Annotated in this window: 20 protein-coding genes; 2 read left to right on the forward strand and 18 right to left on the reverse strand. The window is 51.9% G+C overall.

The window, feature by feature from the left end:
- Positions 1-789: 789 nt before the first annotated feature.
- The 18 genes from AB1483_06370 to AB1483_06455 all read right to left on the reverse strand — a co-directional run bounded on the left by AB1483_06370 (position 790) and on the right by AB1483_06455 (position 18,286).
- A complete protein-coding gene (locus AB1483_06370) occupies positions 790-1,995 on the reverse strand; it encodes an ATP-binding protein (GenBank protein ID MEW6412086.1) in 1,206 nt (401 codons plus the stop codon).
- A gap of 91 nt (positions 1,996-2,086) precedes the next feature.
- Positions 2,087-2,725 carry a DUF4390 domain-containing protein gene (locus AB1483_06375; protein ID MEW6412087.1) on the reverse strand — a complete coding sequence of 213 codons (639 nt, stop codon included), beginning with the start codon at positions 2,723-2,725 and terminating at the stop codon, positions 2,087-2,089.
- 27 nt (positions 2,726-2,752) lie between these two features.
- Positions 2,753-4,495 (reverse strand): BamA/TamA family outer membrane protein, encoded by a 1,743-nt coding sequence (locus tag AB1483_06380; GenBank protein ID MEW6412088.1) that lies wholly within the window; start codon positions 4,493-4,495, stop codon positions 2,753-2,755.
- 130 nt (positions 4,496-4,625) lie between these two features.
- Positions 4,626-5,966 carry a sigma-54 dependent transcriptional regulator gene (locus AB1483_06385; protein MEW6412089.1) on the reverse strand — a complete coding sequence of 447 codons (1,341 nt, stop codon included), beginning with the start codon at positions 5,964-5,966 and terminating at the stop codon, positions 4,626-4,628.
- A complete protein-coding gene (locus tag AB1483_06390) occupies positions 5,959-7,407 on the reverse strand; it encodes an ATP-binding protein (GenBank protein MEW6412090.1) in 1,449 nt (482 codons plus the stop codon). Before AB1483_06390 ends, AB1483_06385 begins: the two co-directional genes overlap by 8 nt.
- A 4-nt stretch (positions 7,408-7,411) precedes the next feature.
- Positions 7,412-7,978: an NUDIX hydrolase gene (locus AB1483_06395; protein ID MEW6412091.1), complete on the reverse strand. Its 567-nt coding sequence runs from the start codon at positions 7,976-7,978 to the stop codon at positions 7,412-7,414.
- Positions 7,962-10,229: a GAF domain-containing SpoIIE family protein phosphatase gene (locus AB1483_06400; protein ID MEW6412092.1), complete on the reverse strand. Its 2,268-nt coding sequence runs from the start codon at positions 10,227-10,229 to the stop codon at positions 7,962-7,964. The genes AB1483_06395 and AB1483_06400 overlap by 17 nt, the downstream gene beginning before the upstream one ends.
- A gap of 26 nt (positions 10,230-10,255) precedes the next feature.
- Entirely contained in the window at positions 10,256-10,678 is a 423-nt protein-coding gene (locus AB1483_06405) for an ATP-binding protein (protein MEW6412093.1), read from the reverse strand.
- Between the two features lie 87 nt (positions 10,679-10,765).
- Positions 10,766-11,104, reverse strand: a complete 339-nt coding sequence (locus AB1483_06410) for an STAS domain-containing protein (protein MEW6412094.1) — start codon at positions 11,102-11,104, stop codon at positions 10,766-10,768.
- A 224-nt stretch (positions 11,105-11,328) separates the two neighbouring features.
- On the reverse strand, positions 11,329-11,766 hold the full coding sequence (locus AB1483_06415) for a 4Fe-4S dicluster domain-containing protein (GenBank protein MEW6412095.1): 438 nt from the start codon (positions 11,764-11,766) through the stop codon (positions 11,329-11,331).
- Positions 11,763-12,539, reverse strand: coding sequence for a 2Fe-2S iron-sulfur cluster-binding protein (locus AB1483_06420; GenBank protein ID MEW6412096.1), 777 nt, complete (start codon positions 12,537-12,539; stop codon positions 11,763-11,765). Before AB1483_06420 ends, AB1483_06415 begins: the two co-directional genes overlap by 4 nt.
- Positions 12,540-12,547: 8 nt before the next feature.
- Positions 12,548-14,401 carry an NADH-ubiquinone oxidoreductase-F iron-sulfur binding region domain-containing protein gene (locus AB1483_06425; GenBank protein MEW6412097.1) on the reverse strand — a complete coding sequence of 618 codons (1,854 nt, stop codon included), beginning with the start codon at positions 14,399-14,401 and terminating at the stop codon, positions 12,548-12,550.
- A 1-nt stretch (position 14,402) separates the two neighbouring features.
- Positions 14,403-14,858, reverse strand: coding sequence for an NADH-quinone oxidoreductase subunit NuoE (gene nuoE, locus AB1483_06430; GenBank protein MEW6412098.1), 456 nt, complete (start codon positions 14,856-14,858; stop codon positions 14,403-14,405).
- Positions 14,855-15,418 (reverse strand): 2-oxoacid:acceptor oxidoreductase family protein, encoded by a 564-nt coding sequence (locus AB1483_06435; GenBank protein ID MEW6412099.1) that lies wholly within the window; start codon positions 15,416-15,418, stop codon positions 14,855-14,857. The genes nuoE and AB1483_06435 overlap by 4 nt, the downstream gene beginning before the upstream one ends.
- Before the next feature lies 1 nt (position 15,419).
- On the reverse strand, positions 15,420-16,181 hold the full coding sequence (locus tag AB1483_06440; protein ID MEW6412100.1) for a thiamine pyrophosphate-dependent enzyme: 762 nt from the start codon (positions 16,179-16,181) through the stop codon (positions 15,420-15,422).
- 8 nt (positions 16,182-16,189) lie between these two features.
- Positions 16,190-17,281, reverse strand: coding sequence for a 3-methyl-2-oxobutanoate dehydrogenase subunit VorB (vorB, locus tag AB1483_06445; GenBank protein MEW6412101.1), 1,092 nt, complete (start codon positions 17,279-17,281; stop codon positions 16,190-16,192).
- 25 nt (positions 17,282-17,306) lie between these two features.
- On the reverse strand, positions 17,307-17,540 hold the full coding sequence (locus AB1483_06450) for a 4Fe-4S binding protein (protein MEW6412102.1): 234 nt from the start codon (positions 17,538-17,540) through the stop codon (positions 17,307-17,309).
- Positions 17,541-17,557: 17 nt separating this feature from the next.
- The gene (locus AB1483_06455) at positions 17,558-18,286 is read right to left on the reverse strand and encodes a cobalamin biosynthesis protein CbiA (GenBank protein MEW6412103.1); all 729 of its coding nucleotides are present in this window, start codon (positions 18,284-18,286) and stop codon (positions 17,558-17,560) included.
- A 296-nt stretch (positions 18,287-18,582) separates the two neighbouring features.
- On the opposite strand from AB1483_06455, the gene AB1483_06460 reads away from it, so the two are divergent.
- Positions 18,583-19,452, forward strand: a complete 870-nt coding sequence (locus tag AB1483_06460) for a hypothetical protein (GenBank protein MEW6412104.1) — start codon at positions 18,583-18,585, stop codon at positions 19,450-19,452.
- Between the two features lie 29 nt (positions 19,453-19,481).
- Positions 19,482-20,246: a citryl-CoA lyase gene (locus tag AB1483_06465; GenBank protein MEW6412105.1), complete on the forward strand. Its 765-nt coding sequence runs from the start codon at positions 19,482-19,484 to the stop codon at positions 20,244-20,246.
- Positions 20,247-20,281: the final 35 nt, after the last annotated feature.

The raw sequence follows: 20,281 nt of genomic DNA on the forward strand, positions 1-20,281 counted from the left end.
AGAATTCAATGGCCTGGCAAATATGACTGGTGAAAGCAGAAAATAAACAGTTTCAGGAGGTTTTGAGATGGTATACGAACTGAAGTTGGAAGAGCTGGAAGCCCGCGTCGCTCCGTCCAAGTACGGCGCCGACGGCTAAGTTGCCGGCGGTCTTAAGGACCGGCGAATGAAAGCTTCAAGGCAGGATTATCATCCTGCCTTTTTTTGTGGCAGGGAGTCGGTGAAAAAGCCTGATGAGTGCAACAAACTCTGTAAGAAAGCGGCTCGAAGTCAAATAGGCTAAGTGAAAAGAGCAAATCGGCTACGCAGCCGCTCGACGTTCACGCTAGTAAACATTACTAGGAGGTTTTGGAATGGTTTACGAACTGACTTTGGAAGAGTTGGAAGCTCGTATCATCCCGTCCAAGTACGGCGCTGGTTGAGATACCGGGCACAGAGGCACCTTAGCCTTTACTGTAAATTCCAAGGGCAGGATCATCACTCTTGCCCTTTTTCTTTTCTCGTCGAAAACATCTCTCCCGGTAAGAAATCCGACTGTGAACAAATAGGGTAGTCGGACGAAGTTAATTAAGGTTCCCGGATAACCACGGCAATAAACACTTTCCGGAGGTTTAAGATGGTCTACGAATTGACACTGGAAGAGCTTGAAGCTCGTATCATTCCGTCAAAGTACGGAACCGGATAAGTTTTTTGCACAACAGGGGCGTTGAGCCCTGAGCCCTATCGGATGCAAAAAAGAGAGGCAGCCTCAATGGCTGCCTTTTCTTATTTCATTACGAGAACTCGTTTCTATTTCTTCTTCGGCTGGAAACGTGGAAGAGTAAGGGCTATCGTGGTTCCTTCAGAGTATACCGAGCTGGCGACAAGGTCGCCGCGATGCTGCTTGACTATCCTTTTGGCGTGATACAGACCCAGACCGTGACCGCTCTTCTTGGTCGAGAAATGCATATTGAAAATCTTGCCCATTGTCTCCTCGGTCATACCCACCCCGTTGTCGGATATTTCGACTGTCACCTTTTCTCTAAGCTTATCGTAAGATGCTCTTATCTCTATTTCCCTCTTAAGCTCCTGTCCTTCGGCCTGATACTCGACTGCCTTTTCTTCGATCGCATCGGCGCAGTTGTTCAAAATGTTGAGTAGAACCCGTTGAATCTGACCCACATCCATTTCGAGGTTGGGAATCTCCTGGCTCATTTCGATAGTGAAATGTGTTTTCTTAAACCCCGGCTGCATCCTCAGCGAGAATAACAGGTCTTCTATCAAGTGTTTGATATCATAGCTGATATAATCCGGACCGGGCTCGGAGAAATCAATAAGACTGTCCACGAACTGCCTGATTCTGACGATGTTCTCGGTAACCTTTTGAATGCTGTCTTTGGCCTTAGCGTATTTCTTGCCTTCGATTTCCCGTTCGGCGTCTTCACTCCCGCGGCTGGCCCCGCGAAGGTACTCCTCGAGTTCTCGGGCTACCGAAGATGCTACCTCTCCTTTGGCCGCGAGTTTTTCCGAAAGTACAAGATATTTCTCCATGAGGACTTTATCCGTGATGTCCTCGACTGTTATAACCAGCCCGCCGCAATCGACGCCCTTGAGCGGCGACATCCTGATGGATATCACTTTTTCCACGTAGCCGGTGTTGTGGTAATACCTGTCATGAGAATAATCCTCCTGCGTGGACAGGGCGATATTGATCATGTACTGCCAGCGAGACTGCTCTTTCTCAGGCAGAAGGTCACAGAAAATTGTCGGCGTGGTTCCCCGTGATACCAGGCTCACGCGGTCCCGGTTGATATCAAGTACTTCCAACGCGGCGGAATTAATCGCCACAACCTGACAATGACTGTCTATCGCGATGATGCCGACCGGAGTCCTGCTGATAATATCGCTCAGAAGACCGGCTTCCGCATGATCCGCGGCCGGTAGAGTGTCGTCTTGCCGAGAATGAGCGACTGTTGCCTTTTTCGCCGCCCCGCTTTTTTCCTCAGTTTTGCGCATAGCTGTGCTCTTCTCCCGGAAAATGCCTTAGTTATATATCGGTAGAAAAGCCGGCTAGATTTAACCAAACTGTCTCGCAGTGGTCGAGTTGTTACTGGCGGGGTGTGATTTCAGACAACAAGAAGTCGCGCGACTTGACTTTCCAGTCTTCGCGGCCGAAATCGGTCAGGTCGAGAAAACCCCTGAAAAGCCACCTGATGGGGGACTCACCGGTCGTATCAGCCCGCTCGATATCAGCAAGATTCAGCCCGGTCAGCGAGATACACGTCACAGCGATCTCGACAAAATAGCTTTTGCCCCGCTCGAGTGAGTCAATGACCGCAAGTCCTATGTTTATGGAATCAACCATGAACTGGTGCAGCCTCGCCAGGGAAAGAAAATTGCGCTCAACAACGCTGTCTGTGGAAAGGTCAGAAAAGAAGTAATCTTCGGTAACGATACGATAGCCGAACTTGTTAACACCTGTGACCTCGGAAATTTCCCTGGACCCCCAGAACTTTTTGGGACGATGCAGCGAGATTGTATACTCAATGGCGTGATCAACGCCCTCCCGCATCAAATCAATCCTTCGAGATGATATCAGCGGAGACAGATTAAGCCAGACTGTCATCCCGCCGTTGTTGTCGAAAATATCAAAGTTAATGACATCCGGCTCCGATGTCTGCGTCCGTGCCACGGAAGCAAGCATAAGAACCAGAGCGATTGCCAATAAACAAAACCTGCTGCTCATCGCCGCCCTTACCGGTGGCCGCGCGGATCAGAAAACATGATCCAGGCGCACATAAAATATCGGGTTGTCATCGTACGAACGATCCAGTCTTTTGGCCAGACTGATCCGGAAGTCATCCTCGAAATAAACGGCCACCCCCAGATCGTGCTTTACGTCGATTTCACCGCTTAGCTTCGTTTCATTGGCGATCTGGCCGGCATCCCAGAACAAGGCCAGCGCTGTCTCGACCCGTGGGAACCTGAGTCGATACTCGAGATTGGCCATCCAGAATCGCGTGCCCATGAATCCCTTGTGATCATACCCCTGCAGGGTTCCCAGGCCACCCAGGAAAAATCTCTTGTACATGGGAAGATATCCATCGCTGCCGCCGTACATGACGCGTGATATGACCATCGCGTACCGGTTAATTTTCTGATAACGTCGCAACCCCAAAGTGTACCGGCGATAATCAAAATCGGAATTGAAATTGTCGGATGACCATTCCAGGTCCGCGGTAGCGTACCACGCGGAGTGGTCAAAAGGTTCTTCGTCATCGCGCGTGTCCCAGATCACGGAAGAATACCAACTGCCGTTTGAAGTGGAGTCTATTTCACTAATGCCCGCCGTTCGAAATGGTTCAGATACGGTGGAGAAGTTCTCCGGGAAAAGTTTGCTGCCGCCGAACAGCGACCAAAGATGGCGCCGGGCGTCGAGCCATTTGGTGTCCTCAAAGCGGTATCCGGTAAGGAGCGTGAGATGTTTAACCGGATGCGATTTCAAATATAACGTGCCGCCCTCAGCTTCATAATAGTCGCGGAAGTCTTCGGTGGCCAGAAGCGCGAAGGTGGTGTTCTCGAGGGTGCCCAGCAGCCACGAATCATCTGTAGCCAGCCGCCGATACAGAGAGCCGCCGACCATGATTGCCGGGTCGCGAAGAAGCGCCTGCTCGGCATCAAAACGATAACGCCATCTTTCCGAGTTGAATCCATAGCCGATCTCGGCGGTAACGCTGGGGAGAAGGGAATCAGGATCTTTGTATGAGACTCCGCCGTAAAGCCCCAGGCCGTCAACACGGTCATATGAAATATTAACGAGGGGATTGAAGTCGCTTGCGTCACGTTCGAAACGCCAGATGCGCTTTATACCGCGCCGGTCGACCTCAAAGGTCTCACCATACACCGAAGCCTCTCCGGCAACATCGATACGACCCTTGACAGTGGCGATATCCCCACGGGCCGTCGCTTTCGGGCCGACATAAATATCCCCGAGAATCGAAACGATATCTTTGTTGACCTCACCGTAAATTTCAATATTACCAGCGAGCGAAAATATGATGCCCCTGATAAAGTCGCCTTCTTCCACGGTAACCGATCCGCTAATCGCGATAAGATTTCCGCTACGGAACTCTGTTACCCTGGTCGAATCAGACCTGCGAGAATAAAATGTCACCGTTACCGTGTTGCCGTCCTCGGTGATTCGGCAGTCGGAAATCTTCTCATACAGGTAGCGCTTGCCGCCCAGCACCAGGCTTGCTTCATCGAACAATACGGTCTTCTCAGACACAATAGTGTTCTTATCAGACTTCAGGCTGCCGCGAGAGACTGCCAGCGTAGTCAACTCGTCTCCATCAAACGCCCGGATTGTGACATTCTCTTTGTCATAACTGATCTCAAAGTACTCTTCAGAAAGCCGGGTTATCTTATAGTCCTTGTAGTCAACGGCAAACATTGGCGAAGCTGCCAGAAGAATCAGAGCCGACATTAACGCAATCACCACGAATGTATTTCTCATTTTATCCTCCGTTTTACAATGGTAGAAAACAAATACCGTGCCGCAAAGTCAAGTTGTGAATTATCAATTGGTTACCAATTCCGTCGGCAGTTGACCGTGTTAGAAATACACACCCTGACACAAAAACGGTTCAATCCTTTTTGAGGCCGAGTTCTTTAATCTTGCGCGAAAGATTGGCCCTATCCACGCCCAATCTGCGAGCGGCAGCCGAGATATTCCAGTTCTGCTCACGAAGCGTCTGTTCTATCAACTGCCTCTCGAAGCGTCCGAGACTGTCTGCAAGCGACAACTCATCGTCAAACCTGACCGGTGGACGTCTTAATGATGAGCGGGTTATCACATCCTCCAGAGCGATCTCCGGTCCGGTGCACAGTATGGTCAGTCGCTCGATTATGTTTTTCAACTGGCGAATATTGCCCGGGTATTCCAGTGTCGTGAGAAATGCTATCGCCTCAGTCGAAAGTCGCTTTGTGCCACCGGGATCAAACCGCCGAAGGAACTCTCCCACAAGAGCCGGAATATCGTCCACCCGCTCGCGCAAGGCCGGCACTTCAATTATTAGGACCGATATTCGGTAATAAAGGTCTTCGCGAAACATCCCTTTCGCGATCAGCTCAGCGAGATTGCGGTTGGTGGCGCAGATGACGCGCACGTTCACCTTTTTTCTATCCGTTGAACCAAGTGTTTCCACCTCGCCTGTTTCAAGTACTCTAAGTAACTTTGCCTGACATTCCAGGGGAAGATCCCCGATTTCGTCAAGGAACAGCGTGCCGCCATCAGCCATGACGAATTTGCCCGGATAGTCTCTGACCGCGCCCGTGAACGACCCCTTTTTGTGCCCGAAGAGCTCCGACTCGAAGAGAGTCGCCGGAACTCCGGGACAGTTAACCTTCACGTATGGCTTATCGCGGCGAACGCTTTCGAGAAATATCCTGGCGGCCACGAGTTCCTTGCCGGTTCCGTTCTCGCCGGTGACAAGGACGGTGGCGTCGGACGAGGCCACTCGCGAGATCAAGTCCCGCAGTTTTTTTACTATCCGGGAATCCCCGACAATTCTCGTGTGAGCATCGAGGTCATCAACCATGATATTGCGCTGCCGTTGAGCGGCTGCCAGCATCAATAGAGATCGAACCGATGAAACAAGCCGCTCCGGTGAAACCGGTTTCTCCAGATAATCAATGGCGCCCAGTTTTACCGCTTTCAGCGCGGTTGGAATGTCGGTCTGCCCGGAAATTACGAGCACCAGCGGACAATGAGGGTTATCTTTGATGTCACGCAGCAAATCGATGCCTGACTTACCCGGCAGATTCAAATCGAGCAGCACCAGAGCGTACGAGTCTTTTCCTATGGCACTGAACGCTTCTTCGGCTGTGGCTGCGGTATCACAAGCATAACCCTCATCGCGCAAAAGTGAGCTGAATGAAAGGGTTATATTGGGCTCGTCATCGACGATTAGAATCCTGTCAGCCATCGCTCCTCCCGAGCGGTATGCTCACCCTTACGGTGGTACCGGCACCGACGATCGATTCTATTGACAGATCGCCCGACATTTCGCTGACTACTTTCTCGACAATGGCCAGCCCAAGACCGCTGCCCTTTTCTTTTGTCGTGAAATAAGGTATGCGTGCCGATGCCATTATCTCCGCCGACATGCCCTTGCCGCAATCACGAACCTCGACTATTGCCTTGTCACCGGACACCGATAATTTCAGAACAATGGTTGCCCCTTCTGTCGAGGCATCCACCGAGTTTTGCAGCAAGTTATTCATGACTTCGCGGAAATAGGTCGTGTCAACCTTGGCGACGATATCTTCAGTGGGGAGTTCGAGCCGGAAGTTAAAACCCGAAAGCATTTCTTCATATAATTTGGCTGTCGTGCTCAGCAGTGAATTGAGACTCGCTCGTTCCAGATTGGGGGGCGGAAGCTTCGCCAGTTGTGAGAATCGATCAGCGAGTTGCGAGAGATGCTTTATCTCTTCGGAGGCGGCCTTTAGGGGTTCCCGAAGCCTTTCGTAGTGCTCGGAACCCTCCATGATTTTTTCGATGCGATATAATGACACCATTATGGGTTGAAGCGGGTTTTTCAGTTCGTGCGCGAACCGTCGGGCAATGTTTCTCCAGGCCGCCACGCGTTCCGTTTGAGCCAGGCGCGCGGTGGTGGTTTTCAACTGCCGGGCCATCGCGTTGAAGTTTTCCACCAGCATCGCTATTTCGCCAGCACCGGTGGTAGTAATGCTCTGGTCGAAATCACCGGCCGCGATCTTCTTCGATGCTTCACTGAGCCTGATCAGGGGAGAAGCCAGATTCTGAGACATCCTCGCCGAGAAATAATAGGCCGCGACGGCGGTAATGATGCCTATCACCACAAGGACTAATGCGGCGAACAGGATATAGTTGGAGATAAGGTCTTGTTCGATAGCTACCGAAGACTGGCTCGTTTGCACCTGCCGAAGAAGTTCGGCGTACCCCGGACCGTGTATGATTCCGCCGAGAACACTGAAAGTATCACCCTCATCAAAACGACAAAACTGGACATATGTCTGTCCGTCAGAAACTATTCCGCTGGAAACGTCGCGCGACGACGCTACCAGTTTTTCGATAAGCGTATCTGACAACGGAGTGCGGGAGAAGAGCATTTTGTGCCCCGGATCGTCAAAACGCAGCAGAAAATCAAGCCCCCCGACCGTGTCCCGGGCCGTCCACATTGATTTCTCCAGTTGAAGCTTGATCCGCGCATAAAGAAAGTCGTTGTAATATCCGGCCAGATCGGTGACCCTGGCGGCTTTGGCGCCGCCGGATGCCAGACGTGATTCTGAAGAGAGAAAATAGCCGGTCAGAGCCAGAACTGTGGCCGGAATGAGCGCGAAAAGAAGAAAGAGACGAAATAACTTTTTGCCGAAAGATGAGTTCATATGACTATCGACGAAACCGGGCGGTATAGTCGGCGAGAGCCTGAATGTGCGACTCGAAGGCGATCTTTTCCGGAAGGTCATTGAAGCTGAAGAATCGTACCTCAGAGGCGTCATCGGAGGCACGCATCTCACCGCCGATAACTTCCCCGAGATACAGCATCAATACCGCGTTGTTTCTGGGGTCGTCATTACCGGAATAAACCTCGAAAAATGACTTCAGCCTGACTTTTAATCCCGTTTCTTCCTCCACCTCTCTTACGGCCGTTTCCGCCGGGTGTTCGTTCCACTCCATAAATCCGGCCGGAATGCACCACCAGTCTACTCTGGGTGGATGCGCTCGTCGCACCAGAAGGATCTTGTCGTCTTCGACTATCATGACGCCTGCCGCCGGGATCGGGTTGTGATAAAAAACAAAATCGCAGTCGTTATCGGAACACACCAGACGCTGGCGACCATCGAGCATTTCAGGTCTCAATTTGAAGGCACAGAGGGGACAGAATGTGTAGCCGGACATCTGCTCTTTGCGTCTGAAAAGTCTTTCAGCATCGAAATTGTCATATTTGTCGGGCATAGCCTTGAAATCCATTGTTGACTTTGAGAGCGATTATGGTCGTGTCGTCTTTCGGCGGATAAGTGGGATCAAACGACCGGACATCTTTCAGTATACCGTCGATCAGGGTCTGCGGGTCGTCGCCTCGGTGCTCCACCACGTACTTACGAATCCTATCCTCGGTGTATTCTTCCTCTTTTTCGTTCATGGCTTCCGATAGCCCGTCAGTGAAGAAGAAAAGCACGTCATCTGAGTCGAGTTGAACCGAGTCCGACTGATAGCGCATCATGGGAAGAGCGCCGATTACCGGTCCGCCCGACTTAAGAAGCTGCATCTGGCCGTCGGATTTCACGAGTATGGGATAATTGTGGCCCGCGTTGGCATAGCAGAAGCTGCCGCTCGCCGTATCGAGCTCGCCGTAGAAGAGAGTGACGTATTTTTCGGCCGACGACGAATCGACGATTTGCTGGTTCATATTCCTTAATACAAGATCAATGGCGTTTCCGTTGCAGACTTCGCTTCGAAGAATCGCCTGCGTTTGGGCGATCATCAACGCCGCCGGCATCCCTTTGCCGGAAGCATCGGCGATGACTATGCCGATACGGTTCTCATCGATCTTAACGAAATCGAAAAAGTCTCCTCCCACGGTTCTGGATGGCGTTGAGTGGGCCGAAATGCGGGCGCACTTCAATTCCGGCGGTCGCGAAGGCAACAGATCGAGCTGAATCTGACGCGCCATGGTGACTTCTTCTTGAAGTCGAATGCGCTCCAGGGACTCAACATAGAGGCGCGCGTTTGTCAACGCGGTCACCATCTGATTGGACAGCACACCGAGAAGATTGATATCCTCGGATGAATAAGTATAACCCGCCGCCTTGTCAGTCAGCGCCACGAAACCGAGCAGGTGATCAGCGTCTTTCATCGGCAAAATGAGCTTGGTCGAACGCTCCTCGAGCAGGGTCGCCAGAGTTGACCCCTCCGCATAATCACTGAGCGAATGGAAATATGTGGGCGTGTCCAAAAGATTTATACCACGCAACATCAAATCATCGCGAGCCACAACTACCCGCTTGGCGTTGTCCTCGCTCTGGAGCATCACGTATTCGCTGACGTGGTCGTCATACAGGACGAAATAAACCTTCTCAACCAGAAGAGTCGTCTTAAGGGTTTCCTCAATTATGTTGCGCAGGCGCACGGGGTCAAACAGCGAAATCACCTGACGCGAAAAGCGTTCAATTACATTACGATGGTCGGTGCGAGTGCGAATGAAGAGTGAACGGATAAACTCGTCTATCCAGTTGTTTATCGGCTGGAAGAATAGAAGCACCAGGATGATAAAAGCATAGCTGATTACCTGTGCCTGTTCGCCGAATATGGGTTCGAGCATCTGCTTCGACTTGACAACGAGCAATACGTACAACCCGACGAGAATGGCCGAGGTGATTGAATATATGAATGACTGGCGGAATATCAGGCGGACGTCGAGGAACTGGTATCGTATCGTGGCAAAAATCAATATCCCCGCACCGGCGGCCACGGCAAGAATCATCAGGACCGATTTAGCGGTGTCCGGAATCGAATATGGCAGGAAAGTCGGGCCGAGGTGAGCTACCAGCAGAAGCCCCAGACCGGCACGGGTTCCCCACAACACAACTTTGGTTTGGGTGAGCAGCCGCGGGTTGTTAACATATCTTTTCCCCGTTTCGAGAAAATAAATCGCGGCCAAAACATATATGGTGCTCACCACCCCGAAAATATTGGTGTCAAAAGACCTGACGTAACTAACCAGCAGATACAACCACGAGACCACCTTCGCGAACGGCTGCAGCACAAGACTGGAGAAACCCTCGGTGGTCGTGTCGATTCTGATGTTGCCGAGGAAATCAATCAGATCGTTGAAAAATAGAACGATCAGGACGTGAAGTAGCTGCGGGACGAATATGATATAACGCAGGCGAGGATGCCTGAAATCTCTCAGGCGGTCGACCGGGAAAATCCATGAGAACAGCAGAAGCGACGGGAAGAAAAATTCCCATATGTAGTGAAGCCCGTAAGTAACGCTGTCTTCAAAACTGGCCTGGGATGTGATGGAAATATCGACCATTTTGCCCAGAGCGATGAAGATTGGTCCAAGACCGGCAAACAGCAACATGGCTCCCGTAACACGGTTGAGCCGGTTGGAGAAATTGTCACGGGTGATCGTTATGGCCAGAAAGACCAAAAACGCTCCGGTCAAAAAGAACAGAAGAGTTTGAAGCAGCTCGACACTCATCTCTGAATCGATTGCCTTTTCACTTTCTAGTTAAGGCTCTTGGTGATTGTAACGGCAGTACCGCCGGCAACATCACCGAATTCAACGCTGTCCATCAGGTTTCGGACAATAAATATCCCGCGGCCGGCCTCCTTTAGTAAATTCTCGTCCGCAAGGGGATCTTCGATATTATGGGGGTCAAAACCACCTCCCTGATCGGTAATGGTGATCGATACCTTACCGCCATTGCGTCCGATCGATACCTGAACCGTCTTTTCGCCCGAGGATTTATTTCCGTGGCAGATGGCGTTATTGACGAGTTCGGATACCGATATGGCGATGTCGGCTATCACCGACTCGTCAGCGCCGTATCCCCGCAGAATACCCTCAATAAAAACATCTACGTCGGTGAGGTATTCCTGGCTTGACGGTATGGTGATGGTGTCCCCAGATATGATTGGTCTTTTCATTGGGGCAAGCTCTCCTAAAAAAACAGGCAGGACTCTGCGAGGCCTACCTGCCAAAATGTGATGTTTCTTCTCAGCTAAACAACATGGTTACTTGAATGACCTTACAGCTTCGTCAACGGACTCGTAGGCCTCAAAAACGGTAACCAGTTTGGTAATTGTGAGCAGCGATTGGATCTTGTCGGTTACATTGGCCAGTTTGAGCTCGCCGTCAGTGTTGCGAAGAGTGGTGTAGCCGGAGATAAGAATGCCCAGCCCGGTCGAGTTCATCCAATCCACCTGAGATAGGTCGATTACGACCCGCTTTTTGTTCTGCTCTATAAATTCGTAAAGCTTATCGTGCAGTAGACTCGCATCTGGCCCCCCCATGATCTTTCCCTTTGGTTCCAAAATCACCACGCCGTCTTGTTCGCGGTCACTGAGTCTCATATATCTGCCTCCGATTGCGAGATATTTTAAATACGTTTCGTTCGAATTCTGAGTTCCAACCCGACGGAATTTGGCTGTTTCCGCGGATCAGGACCGTTGCCCGTAACGCGAAAGCTAAGTCTTTAATTAGCTTATTATTGCCAACAGTGTCAAGACTAATTTAAAGGGCTTCGGTTCCCTCGACAACAAGAACCGTCGCCACCATAAGGACGAACGAGAACCGTTTATCCGGCAACCCTTTTTTGAGTCGGCAAGACCGCCTTCCACTCGAGAGCCTTGGTGGGGCAGAAGTGGGCGCAGGCCGGATCACCACTGCACAGGTCACATTTGACAACGATGTTGTGCTGTTCATCGAGAATCGCGCAACCAAACGGGCAGGCCGCCACACAGGCCATACACCTTACGCACACCTCCTGGTTAAGCTCGATAGCTCCGGTCTGTGGGTTGCGGCGCAAAGCATCAACCAGACACGACTTCACGCAGGAGGCGTCGTCGCACTGAAGGCATACCACCGGGACCCACAGGTCTTTATGCCCACCGGCGAGAGGATATATTCGAGTCTGGCCGCGTAAACCATCGACGGCATGCGTGAACGAGCAGGCTAATTCACAGGTACGGCATCCGGTGCACAAATTCGGTGTTACCATAAACCGGTATTTCATGATTGTGCCTCCCGTTCCCAGACAGCGATTCGGCCCATTGTCGTTGCCAGATCCTTGCGGTGACAATCATCACAGAGCGAGAAATACTCGACCGGGATATTCCGCTCCGCGCTCAACCGCTCGGCGAATTCCTTCGTTATGGTCGGCTTCCCGCACTGGCCACAGGTCATAAGCTCAAAGGTGCGATCCCAGATGGTAAGTTTTGTACCCTTAATCTTGTATTCTATGAAATTCGTCGGGCAGTTCTTGGCGCACGATAAACACCCGACACAATCCACCGGGGCCTGACGAAGGGGAGGAGCCACCTCCTTGCCGTGTCCGCGCCCGACGGTAGATATCGCCTTGAAGCCCATACGATCACATATCCGGGTACAGAGAGCGCACAGGATGCAGTTATTGCCGTCTTTAACCGTTTCATAGCTGGTTTTGATTACCCCGTATTCGCCGGCCAATTGAATAATCTCCGGACACTTCGGGTGTCGAGCCAGAAACAGGTCCAGTATCGTTTTGCGAAGTTCGTTTACTTTCGGCGCGTGCGTATTTACAATCAGACCGGCCGAAACAGGGTAGAGGCACGAAGTCACATAGTCGCACCATCCGTCCCAGGATTCACGGGTAATTTCCACAACGCACAGGCGACAGGCTCCGAAAGGCTCAACCGCCTCATGGTGACACAGCGCGGGAATGTCTATCTTCTCGCGCCGCAGCACCGACAAAAGCATCTCGCCTTCCTCGGCCTGAACGATCTTTCCGTTTATTGTCAAACTGACCATTCTATCTCCTAACTAACCTCTATAGCGTCGAAGCGACAGATGGCAAAGCAAGCTCCGCACTTGGTGCACTTCTTCTGGTCAAGTATGTGTACTTTGTCTTTCTTTCCCGTGATGGCGCCGGTGGGGCAGACCGCCACGCAGGCGGTACAACCCGTGCAGCTGTCCAAAATTTCATATTTTATGAGATCGCGACATACGCCGGCGGGACAGCGTTTGTCCCGAATATGCGCCAGGTATTCGTCTCTGAAAAACTTCAGCGTACTCAGCACCGGATTCGGACCTGATTTCCCCAGCCCGCAAAGCGAACCGATAATCACCATCTCCGAGAGTTTCTCGATCTTGTCGAGATCCGACTCTTTACCCTTCCCCTGGCAAATCTTATCCGTCAGAGCATGAAGCTGGTACAGACCCTCACGGCAGGGAACGCACTTGCCGCACGATTCGGCTACAAGAAAAGACAGGAAATAACGGGCGACATCAACCATGCACGTCTTATCATCCATGACAATCATGCCACCCGAACCCATCATCGAACCGGCCTCGGTGAGCGAATCGAAATCTACGGGAAGGTCGAGCTGTGAATCGGGAAGACAACCGCCCGATGGTCCGCCGGTCTGAACTGCCTTGAACGGGCGATTATCGATTATGCCCCCGCCGATATCGTAAATAATCTCGCGCAGGGTGGTGCCCATGGCAACCTCAATCAAACCGGTGTTGCGGACTTTCCCGACGAGGGAGAAGACTTTCGTTCCCGAGCTTTTCCTGGTGCCGATACTCTTGAACCAGTCCGCGCCTCTATTTATGATCAGCGGAACATTGACAAAGGTCTCAACGTTGTTCAACACGGTCGGCTGATCATACAGCCCCTTTATGACCGACCGGATATACTTGGCTCGCGGCTCACCGACTTCGCCGGCGACAGATTTCATGAGAGCCGATGATTCGCCGCATACGAAAGCGCCCGCCCCCCGGGCAATATGAATCTCGAACGAAAATCCGGTCCCCAGAATATCGTCTCCGAGCAGACCGGTTTCTTCGCAATCCTTAATAGCCTTGGAAAGATGCGTCACCGCCAGCGGGTATTCCTCGCGAACATAGATATATCCCTGCCTCGCGCCAACTGCGAAAGCCGCAATCATCATCCCTTCCAGCACGGCGTGAGGATCACCCTCCATTATGGAACGATCCATGAACGCGCCGGGATCACCCTCGTCGCCATTACAGATTACATACCGGACATCCGACTCGACATCGCGGCAGGTACGCCATTTTTTGCCGGCCGGGAATCCACCGCCCCCTCGTCCGCGCAAACCCGACTTCGTGATCTCGTCTATTATCTCATCGGGCGTCATACCGGTCAGGGCCTTGGCCAGCGCCTGATACCCACCAACGCTGATATATTCCCTGATATCGTTGGCGGCTATCTTGCCGAGATTTCTCAGGGCCAGGCGACGCTGGTGCGAGAAGAATCCGACATCGTCGTATTTCTCAATCTTTTTGCCGCTCTTCGGCTCGGTGAACAGAAGTGATTCCACTACGTTCTTATTTTCAATCGACTGCTCAATAATCGCGTCTACATCTTTGGGCTTGACCCTGGTGTAGAAGATTCCCTCGGGTTCGATAATTACCAGCGGACCCTGCTCGCAAAAGCCGTGACAGCCTGTCTCCTTGATGGCTTCAACCGCGAAATTCTTTATTTCACGTTTATCGAGAGCGCTTTTAAAGGCCTCAACAATCTTCCCGGCTCCGTTGGCAAGACATCCCGTACCGCAGCAGACCATCACCTTGCGGGGGTATTTTTTCTGTCCGGCAAGGTACTTATCTCTGACTTTCGCTAATTGCTGTGGGTCTTTTACCTGCATATCACTTTACCTTCAGAAGTTTCTTGACGTTGGATACCTTGAGAGAACCATGGTACTTGTCATTCACAATCGCGACCGGCGCCATGGCGCACGCGCCGACACAGGCGACCACCTCGATGGTGAACTTGCCGTCCGACGTGGTTTCGCCCGCTTTGATTCCCAGCGAACTCTCAATCTGATCCTGAATCAAACGCGCCCCGCGAATATGACAGGCCGTGCCAACGCAAATCCGAATAACCGTCTCACCGCGGGGATTCAGGCTGAAGGCGTTGTAAAACGTTGATACCGAGAAGACTTTGCTCAACGGCACGTTCAGAACCCTCGAAGTCTCCTCGAGCGCTTCACACGGAAGAAATTGAAATTCCTTTTGAATATCCTGCAGCACGGCAATAAGCGATTCCTGTGACTTGGAATATCGCTCGAATATTTCCGGTAGTTTGCTCATGTCGTGATTCATACTTTTTCCTTCTGAGCCATCAATTCCAGAGCCAGGTCATACCCCTGTTTGAGCACAGCGAGATTGATTTTAAGCAGGTCCTTCTTGGCGCCCATCTTATCAACTACGATCTTGTTGACGGTGTCGTATTTTATCACTTTCGAAGCACCGACAAAAGCTCCGAGCATCACGATATTGGCCGCTTTGGCATTACCCGCCTTCATGGCGATGTCGTTAGCCGGGACCAAAAGCTCGGTGATATCCTTGCGGTCGGAGGTGAGGTTTATCAAAGAACTGTTGACAACCAGCAGCCCACCGGACTTTATCCGCGGAGCGAATTTCTCAAACGATGGCCGATTAAACACGCACAGCGCCATCGGGTTGTTTATAATCGGAGAGCCGATACGTTCGTCCGAAATGACCACCGTACAATAAGCAGTGCCGCCGCGCATCTCGGGGCCGTACGATGGCAACCAGATCACTTTTTTCCCCTCCGCCATGCCGGCGTACGCCAGAAGCTGCCCGGCCGTCATAATCCCCTGACCTCCGAATCCGGCAAAAGTAACTTCAAATTGCTGCATTCTATGTCTCCGAACTGCCGGGGTCCTTTTTGCAGCCCAGCGGATAGTAAGTCATCATCTTGTCGGCAAGCCAGGCCGTCGCTTCAGTCGGGGTCATACCCCAGTTGGTGGGACAGGTGGAAAGCACCTCGACCATCGAGAAACATCTGCCTTCAACCTGATAGGTAAACGCCTTCTTTATCGCGCGCTTGGCCTGAATAATATGCTGCGGGGTATGTACGGCCACGCGCTCAAGATATGCCGGTGTGGCCAGCGAAGAAAGCAGTTCCACCATCCGAATCGGCTGACCCGTGAGTTCCACATCTCTTCCCGCCGGACTGGTTGTCGTGATCTGCCCCTCAAGAGTGGTGGGAGCCATCTGACCGCCGGTCATCCCATACACCGCGTTATTGACGAATATCGTCGTGAATTTTTCACCGCGGTTGGCCGAGTGAATTATCTCACTCATGCCTATCGAAGCCAGATCCCCGTCACCCTGATACGTGAACACTATCATGTCCGGCCGAAGTCTTTTAAAGCCGGTGGCCAGTGCCGGAGCACGACCATGGGGAGCCTCGAGAAAGTCGCAGTTGAAATAGTTGTAAGCCAGCACGGAACATCCAACCGGCGCCACACCAAGCGACCTCTCTCGCACTCCCAGGCTGTCGAGAGCCTCGGCGACCAGACGGTGTATCACGCCGTGTGTGCATCCCGGACAGTAGTGGGTAATGGTATCTTGAAGAGCTTCCGGTCTGGCAAAAATCGTATTTTCCGTAATTTCCATGGCAGACCTCAAGCTTTCTTTTTGGTTTTCGGTTTTCTCTTATCGATCAGCTTCTTTACCTGATCGATAACCTCCTCCGGCGACGGTACAATGCCGCCGGTGCGGCCGTAAAAACTGATCGGCTTTCTGCCTAGCACCGCTCGCTCGACATCCTCGCACATCTGAGCCGTGCTCATCTCCACCACGAGAACATCGTCGATATTCTTCTTCGCCGCTTCGTCGCCGATTTGCTTGAGAGGGAAGGGGAAGAGGCTGATGGGTCGGAACAACCCCACGGAGATGCCTTCTTTTTCGAGCTCATCGATAGCGGTCTGACAAATTCTTGCCATGGTGCCGTAGGCGACAATGATAATTTTGTTTTTGGCCGATATCTTATATTGCTCGAAACGAATCTCTTCCTTTTTCATCTGCTCGTATTTCGCGTGCAGAAGCCAGCTGTTTTTCTCAAGCCCGACCGGATCGAGAAAGAGCGATTTTATGATTACCGGTTTGCGCCCTTTCGCCCCGGTAGCCGCCCAGTCCTTGGGGGGAAGCTCCGGTTCTTCGTACTTGTCCGGAAATTCCACCGGTTCCATCATCTGGCCGATCATTCCATCGCCTATCAACATTACCGGATTACGATACTTGTCAGCCAGGTAAAACGACAGCATCATAAGGTCAACCGCCTCCTGTATGGTCGATGGAGCCAGCACGAGCACCCGATAGTCCCCGTGCCCACCGGCCTTGGTGGCCTGAAAATAGTCTGATTGCGCCGGAAGGATGCCGCCGAGTCCCGGGCCACCGCGCATGATATTAACTATCACCACCGGCAGTTGCGCCCCGGCCATGTATGAAATCGCCTCCTGCATAAGGCTGATACCAGGGCTGGATGATGTCGTGAAGACCCTCTTGCCGGTCGAAGAAGCTCCGAAGAGCATGTTGGCCACCGCCAGTTCGCTCTCGCCCTGCAAGAAGACGCCACCCACCTGGGGCATACGACGGGATAAATACTCGGCTACCTCTGTCTGCGGCGTGATCGGATAACAGAAGTAGTTGGTCGCACCCGCCTTCAACGCCGCTTCAGCGATCGCCTCATTACCTTTCATCAGTACTTTCGCCATTGGTTCTTCCTTCAATCCCGGTTAATCAGTAATCAAACAGCGCAAATGAGGTCCCGTGGGTGTGAACCTCGATCGCCACATCAGGGCAGGTGATGGCGCAAATCTTGCAGCCGATACAGCGGGAGCTGTCTGCCATTTCCGCGTAGAAGTATCCCTTGATACCGATCTGTTTGGACATTCTCAGTATCTGCTGAGGACACGCCTTCACGCACAGCTCACAACCTTTACAATGATTCTTATCTATGGTAACGCCGGGCATTAACAAGTCCTTTATTCTTACTTGGTCCCGCTTTGTTTCTTTCTTTCCCAGGGCTTCAAAAGCGACCGGTTGAGCGCGAGCACCGGCACGTCAATCCTGGCCGGGTCTATTCGCTCGAGCACTTCATCGGTGGCGCTCAAAAACACAATCGGCAAGCCCGTCTTTTTACTCACCCGGTGAGCCAACTCAAGGCCCGCCAGAATCGTCGCTTCGTCCGTATCATCCATCAAATGGGTGTTGGAAATTATACCCGTGAATTTCAGACGCGACGAAGTCTCAATCTCTTTTATCATCTTCAAACAGCCATCGACAGTCGATGTAAACGGGCGATTCAGGTTGAGCACCATCAACAGCTCATATTCGTCGGGCGTAAAAGCATCCGCCAGGGAACTGAGCACCCTCGCGCCCGCATCATCACCACCCACATCGACGACAGTCGTACCACGGTGTTCTTTTAGTCTCGATTTTATCTGGGGGAGTATTATCGGAAGGTCGGCATAGAATTGTCCGCCTTTGGGATTGATGGCGTCAATACCCAACTTCTCGAGTTCCGCCGCCGCTTCTCTGGACCGGAAGTACGGATTGACAATATCGAGGTCCACTATCGCAATCGATTCATCAGGCGTGGCCCGATTAGCGACCAGATAGCGGGCGAGATTAACCGAGACCTCGGATTTGCCACTACCATAACCGCCGACTATTATGATAATGCCGGTGGAAACATCTGGAGATCGAAACGCTATCACTAATTCATCCGACAACACTGTTTGATAACCTGTCTATTAACCAAAGCAGGATAAGCAATTTAGCGTGCTTTATCAAGGTGCCCCGCCATCATATCCCGACAAAACACCCTAAAATTATCCTATTTCATTTCAATATCGATAATATCACGTCTTGGGTCAACAGTCTTTGTGAAAAAAATAACTATGCCATTCAATTTGACACATCTCGAACTGACCCGTATATTCGTCAAATATCATAGATTGTAATAAATTAACCGAACACCGAAAAATCAAGCCATTTTAGGGTTTTTATGAAAATGCGCATATCTTGGTCTGACATCCTGAACACTGTCGTGACAATCGTGCTCTGTCTTACTCTCAACTCCTGTGGAAAGAATGAAGTAGCCGATAAGCAGACAGTAAATGACTTGAAAACCGACTCCACGGAGAGTGCCTCCCAGTCAATCAGGGTAGGAGCCGATCTCGATCCCGGCGCTGAGCCAATAGAGGCGGACTATAGCGAATGGCAGGAGACGACGGTTGGCATGGTGAAAGTCTTTTACCCGCCGGATCATGCCCATCGAAACAGCATCAGCGGACTGGCGCAGACTTATGGTGGTGCTCTGCGAAGCGCCTGCCGGTTTCTCGGCATAAACACACTGCCGGATACTCTCTTTGTCTTTTATTATACCGGCCCGGGGCAGGGCAGGGGCATGACGGGTCAACAATATCCCTTCTACGTTGGTGATACTCTGCATCAATGGCCTCCCTTCGCTCTTGGCACACCGCTTGTAAAATACCTTTTACCGAAATGGCAGTCGGAGCCGACAAAACACATTTTCCTCGAACACGGGTTGAAGGCCTTGCTCGATAACTCGGGAACCGATTATCACGCCCGGACTCTTGAAAAGCTCGAAAACGGAACTTTCATGCCCCTGCGGGAGATGGCTACGGACACCACTTTCAACAGCAATGTAGAAAGAGCCCAGTCGGCGGTCGCCGCCTCGTTTGTCGACTTCGTTGTCTACGTCTACGGAATGGATAAATTCAAAGAGCTGTGGACCTCGAAAGGAAACTTCGAGGCTGATGTCAAGGCCGTTCTCGGCATCGATATCGATTCGCTGCAGGAGCAATGGCTGACTACAATAAAACAGGCGGTTGCTCAATCAAAGCAAAGCAATGGGTAAAATATAACCTGCCCGGCGGGGGAATGGATATGGCCGATAACAAATGGAAAACAGCTATTACCGATGCCACCAGGGAAAACATACGGGTACGCGGTTACTCCGTCACGGCTATGATGGAGAAACTGTCCTTTGCCGAAGCAGTATTTCTGGTTCTCAGGGGTGAGTTACCGTCGAAAGCCGAAGCTGTGATGATGAATGCTATCCTGGTCGCCACCGTAGATCACGGCCCCACGCCCCCATCGGTGCTGGCCGCTCGCACCTCCATGTCGGGCGGCAACCCTCTGAACGCCGCGATTGCTGCCGGTGTACTTGCGATAGGCGACACTCACGGTGGCGCTATCGAACAGGCTGCCCGGATTTTGCAGGAGTGGGCGCAAAAAGGGTTGGAAAGCATTGAAGCCGCGAATCAGCTTGTCTCATGGCTCGAGGAAAACAAAAAGCGCATGCCCGGCTTTGGGCATCAACTCCATGAGCGCGACCCTCGCACAACGAAGTTATTCGAACTGGCGACAACACAGGGCGTAAAAGGCAATCACGTTGAACTATGCCTTGCTGTCGAAAAGGTTCTGGCGGAGAGGACCGGCCGCGCTTTACCGATAAATATCAACGGTGCCGTTGCGGCGGTTATCTCCGATATGGGCTTCGACTGGCGTCTGGGAAAGGGGCTGTTCGTCATCTCCAGAGTCCCCGGGCTTGTCGCGCACGCCTACGAGGAGATGACGCGCGAAAAACCGATGCGCAAACTCGGCCCCACCCCTTTCGAATACGATGGTCCCAAAGAGAGAGATATCTGAAAAGGGTTTTCGTCCGCCCGGTCGTTGCCGGAAAA

The organism is Candidatus Zixiibacteriota bacterium (assembly GCA_040756055.1).
In the GTDB taxonomy this organism is placed as follows: Bacteria; Zixibacteria; MSB-5A5; order GN15; family FEB-12.

Excerpts from the sequence above, each read along its gene's own strand:
- AB1483_06370 (MEW6412086.1), bottom strand. The coding sequence starts at position 1,995 with ATGCGCAAAACTGAGGAAAAAAGCGGGGCGGCGAAAAAGGCAACAGTC.
- AB1483_06375 (MEW6412087.1), bottom strand. The coding sequence starts at position 2,725 with ATGAGCAGCAGGTTTTGTTTATTGGCAATCGCTCTGGTTCTTATGCTT.
- AB1483_06380 (MEW6412088.1), bottom strand. The coding sequence starts at position 4,495 with ATGAGAAATACATTCGTGGTGATTGCGTTAATGTCGGCTCTGATTCTT.
- AB1483_06385 (MEW6412089.1), bottom strand. The coding sequence starts at position 5,966 with ATGGCTGACAGGATTCTAATCGTCGATGACGAGCCCAATATAACCCTT.
- AB1483_06390 (MEW6412090.1), bottom strand. The coding sequence starts at position 7,407 with ATGAACTCATCTTTCGGCAAAAAGTTATTTCGTCTCTTTCTTCTTTTC.
- AB1483_06395 (MEW6412091.1), bottom strand. The coding sequence starts at position 7,978 with ATGCCCGACAAATATGACAATTTCGATGCTGAAAGACTTTTCAGACGC.
- AB1483_06400 (MEW6412092.1), bottom strand. The coding sequence starts at position 10,229 with ATGAGTGTCGAGCTGCTTCAAACTCTTCTGTTCTTTTTGACCGGAGCG.
- AB1483_06405 (MEW6412093.1), bottom strand. The coding sequence starts at position 10,678 with ATGAAAAGACCAATCATATCTGGGGACACCATCACCATACCGTCAAGC.
- AB1483_06410 (MEW6412094.1), bottom strand. The coding sequence starts at position 11,104 with ATGAGACTCAGTGACCGCGAACAAGACGGCGTGGTGATTTTGGAACCA.
- AB1483_06415 (MEW6412095.1), bottom strand. The coding sequence starts at position 11,766 with ATGAAATACCGGTTTATGGTAACACCGAATTTGTGCACCGGATGCCGT.
- AB1483_06420 (MEW6412096.1), bottom strand. The coding sequence starts at position 12,539 with ATGGTCAGTTTGACAATAAACGGAAAGATCGTTCAGGCCGAGGAAGGC.
- AB1483_06425 (MEW6412097.1), bottom strand. The coding sequence starts at position 14,401 with ATGCAGGTAAAAGACCCACAGCAATTAGCGAAAGTCAGAGATAAGTAC.
- nuoE (MEW6412098.1), bottom strand. The coding sequence starts at position 14,858 with ATGAATCACGACATGAGCAAACTACCGGAAATATTCGAGCGATATTCC.
- AB1483_06435 (MEW6412099.1), bottom strand. The coding sequence starts at position 15,418 with ATGCAGCAATTTGAAGTTACTTTTGCCGGATTCGGAGGTCAGGGGATT.
- AB1483_06440 (MEW6412100.1), bottom strand. The coding sequence starts at position 16,181 with ATGGAAATTACGGAAAATACGATTTTTGCCAGACCGGAAGCTCTTCAA.
- vorB (MEW6412101.1), bottom strand. The coding sequence starts at position 17,281 with ATGGCGAAAGTACTGATGAAAGGTAATGAGGCGATCGCTGAAGCGGCG.
- AB1483_06450 (MEW6412102.1), bottom strand. The coding sequence starts at position 17,540 with ATGCCCGGCGTTACCATAGATAAGAATCATTGTAAAGGTTGTGAGCTG.
- AB1483_06460 (MEW6412104.1), top strand. The coding sequence starts at position 18,583 with ATGCGCATATCTTGGTCTGACATCCTGAACACTGTCGTGACAATCGTG.
- AB1483_06465 (MEW6412105.1), top strand. The coding sequence starts at position 19,482 with ATGGCCGATAACAAATGGAAAACAGCTATTACCGATGCCACCAGGGAA.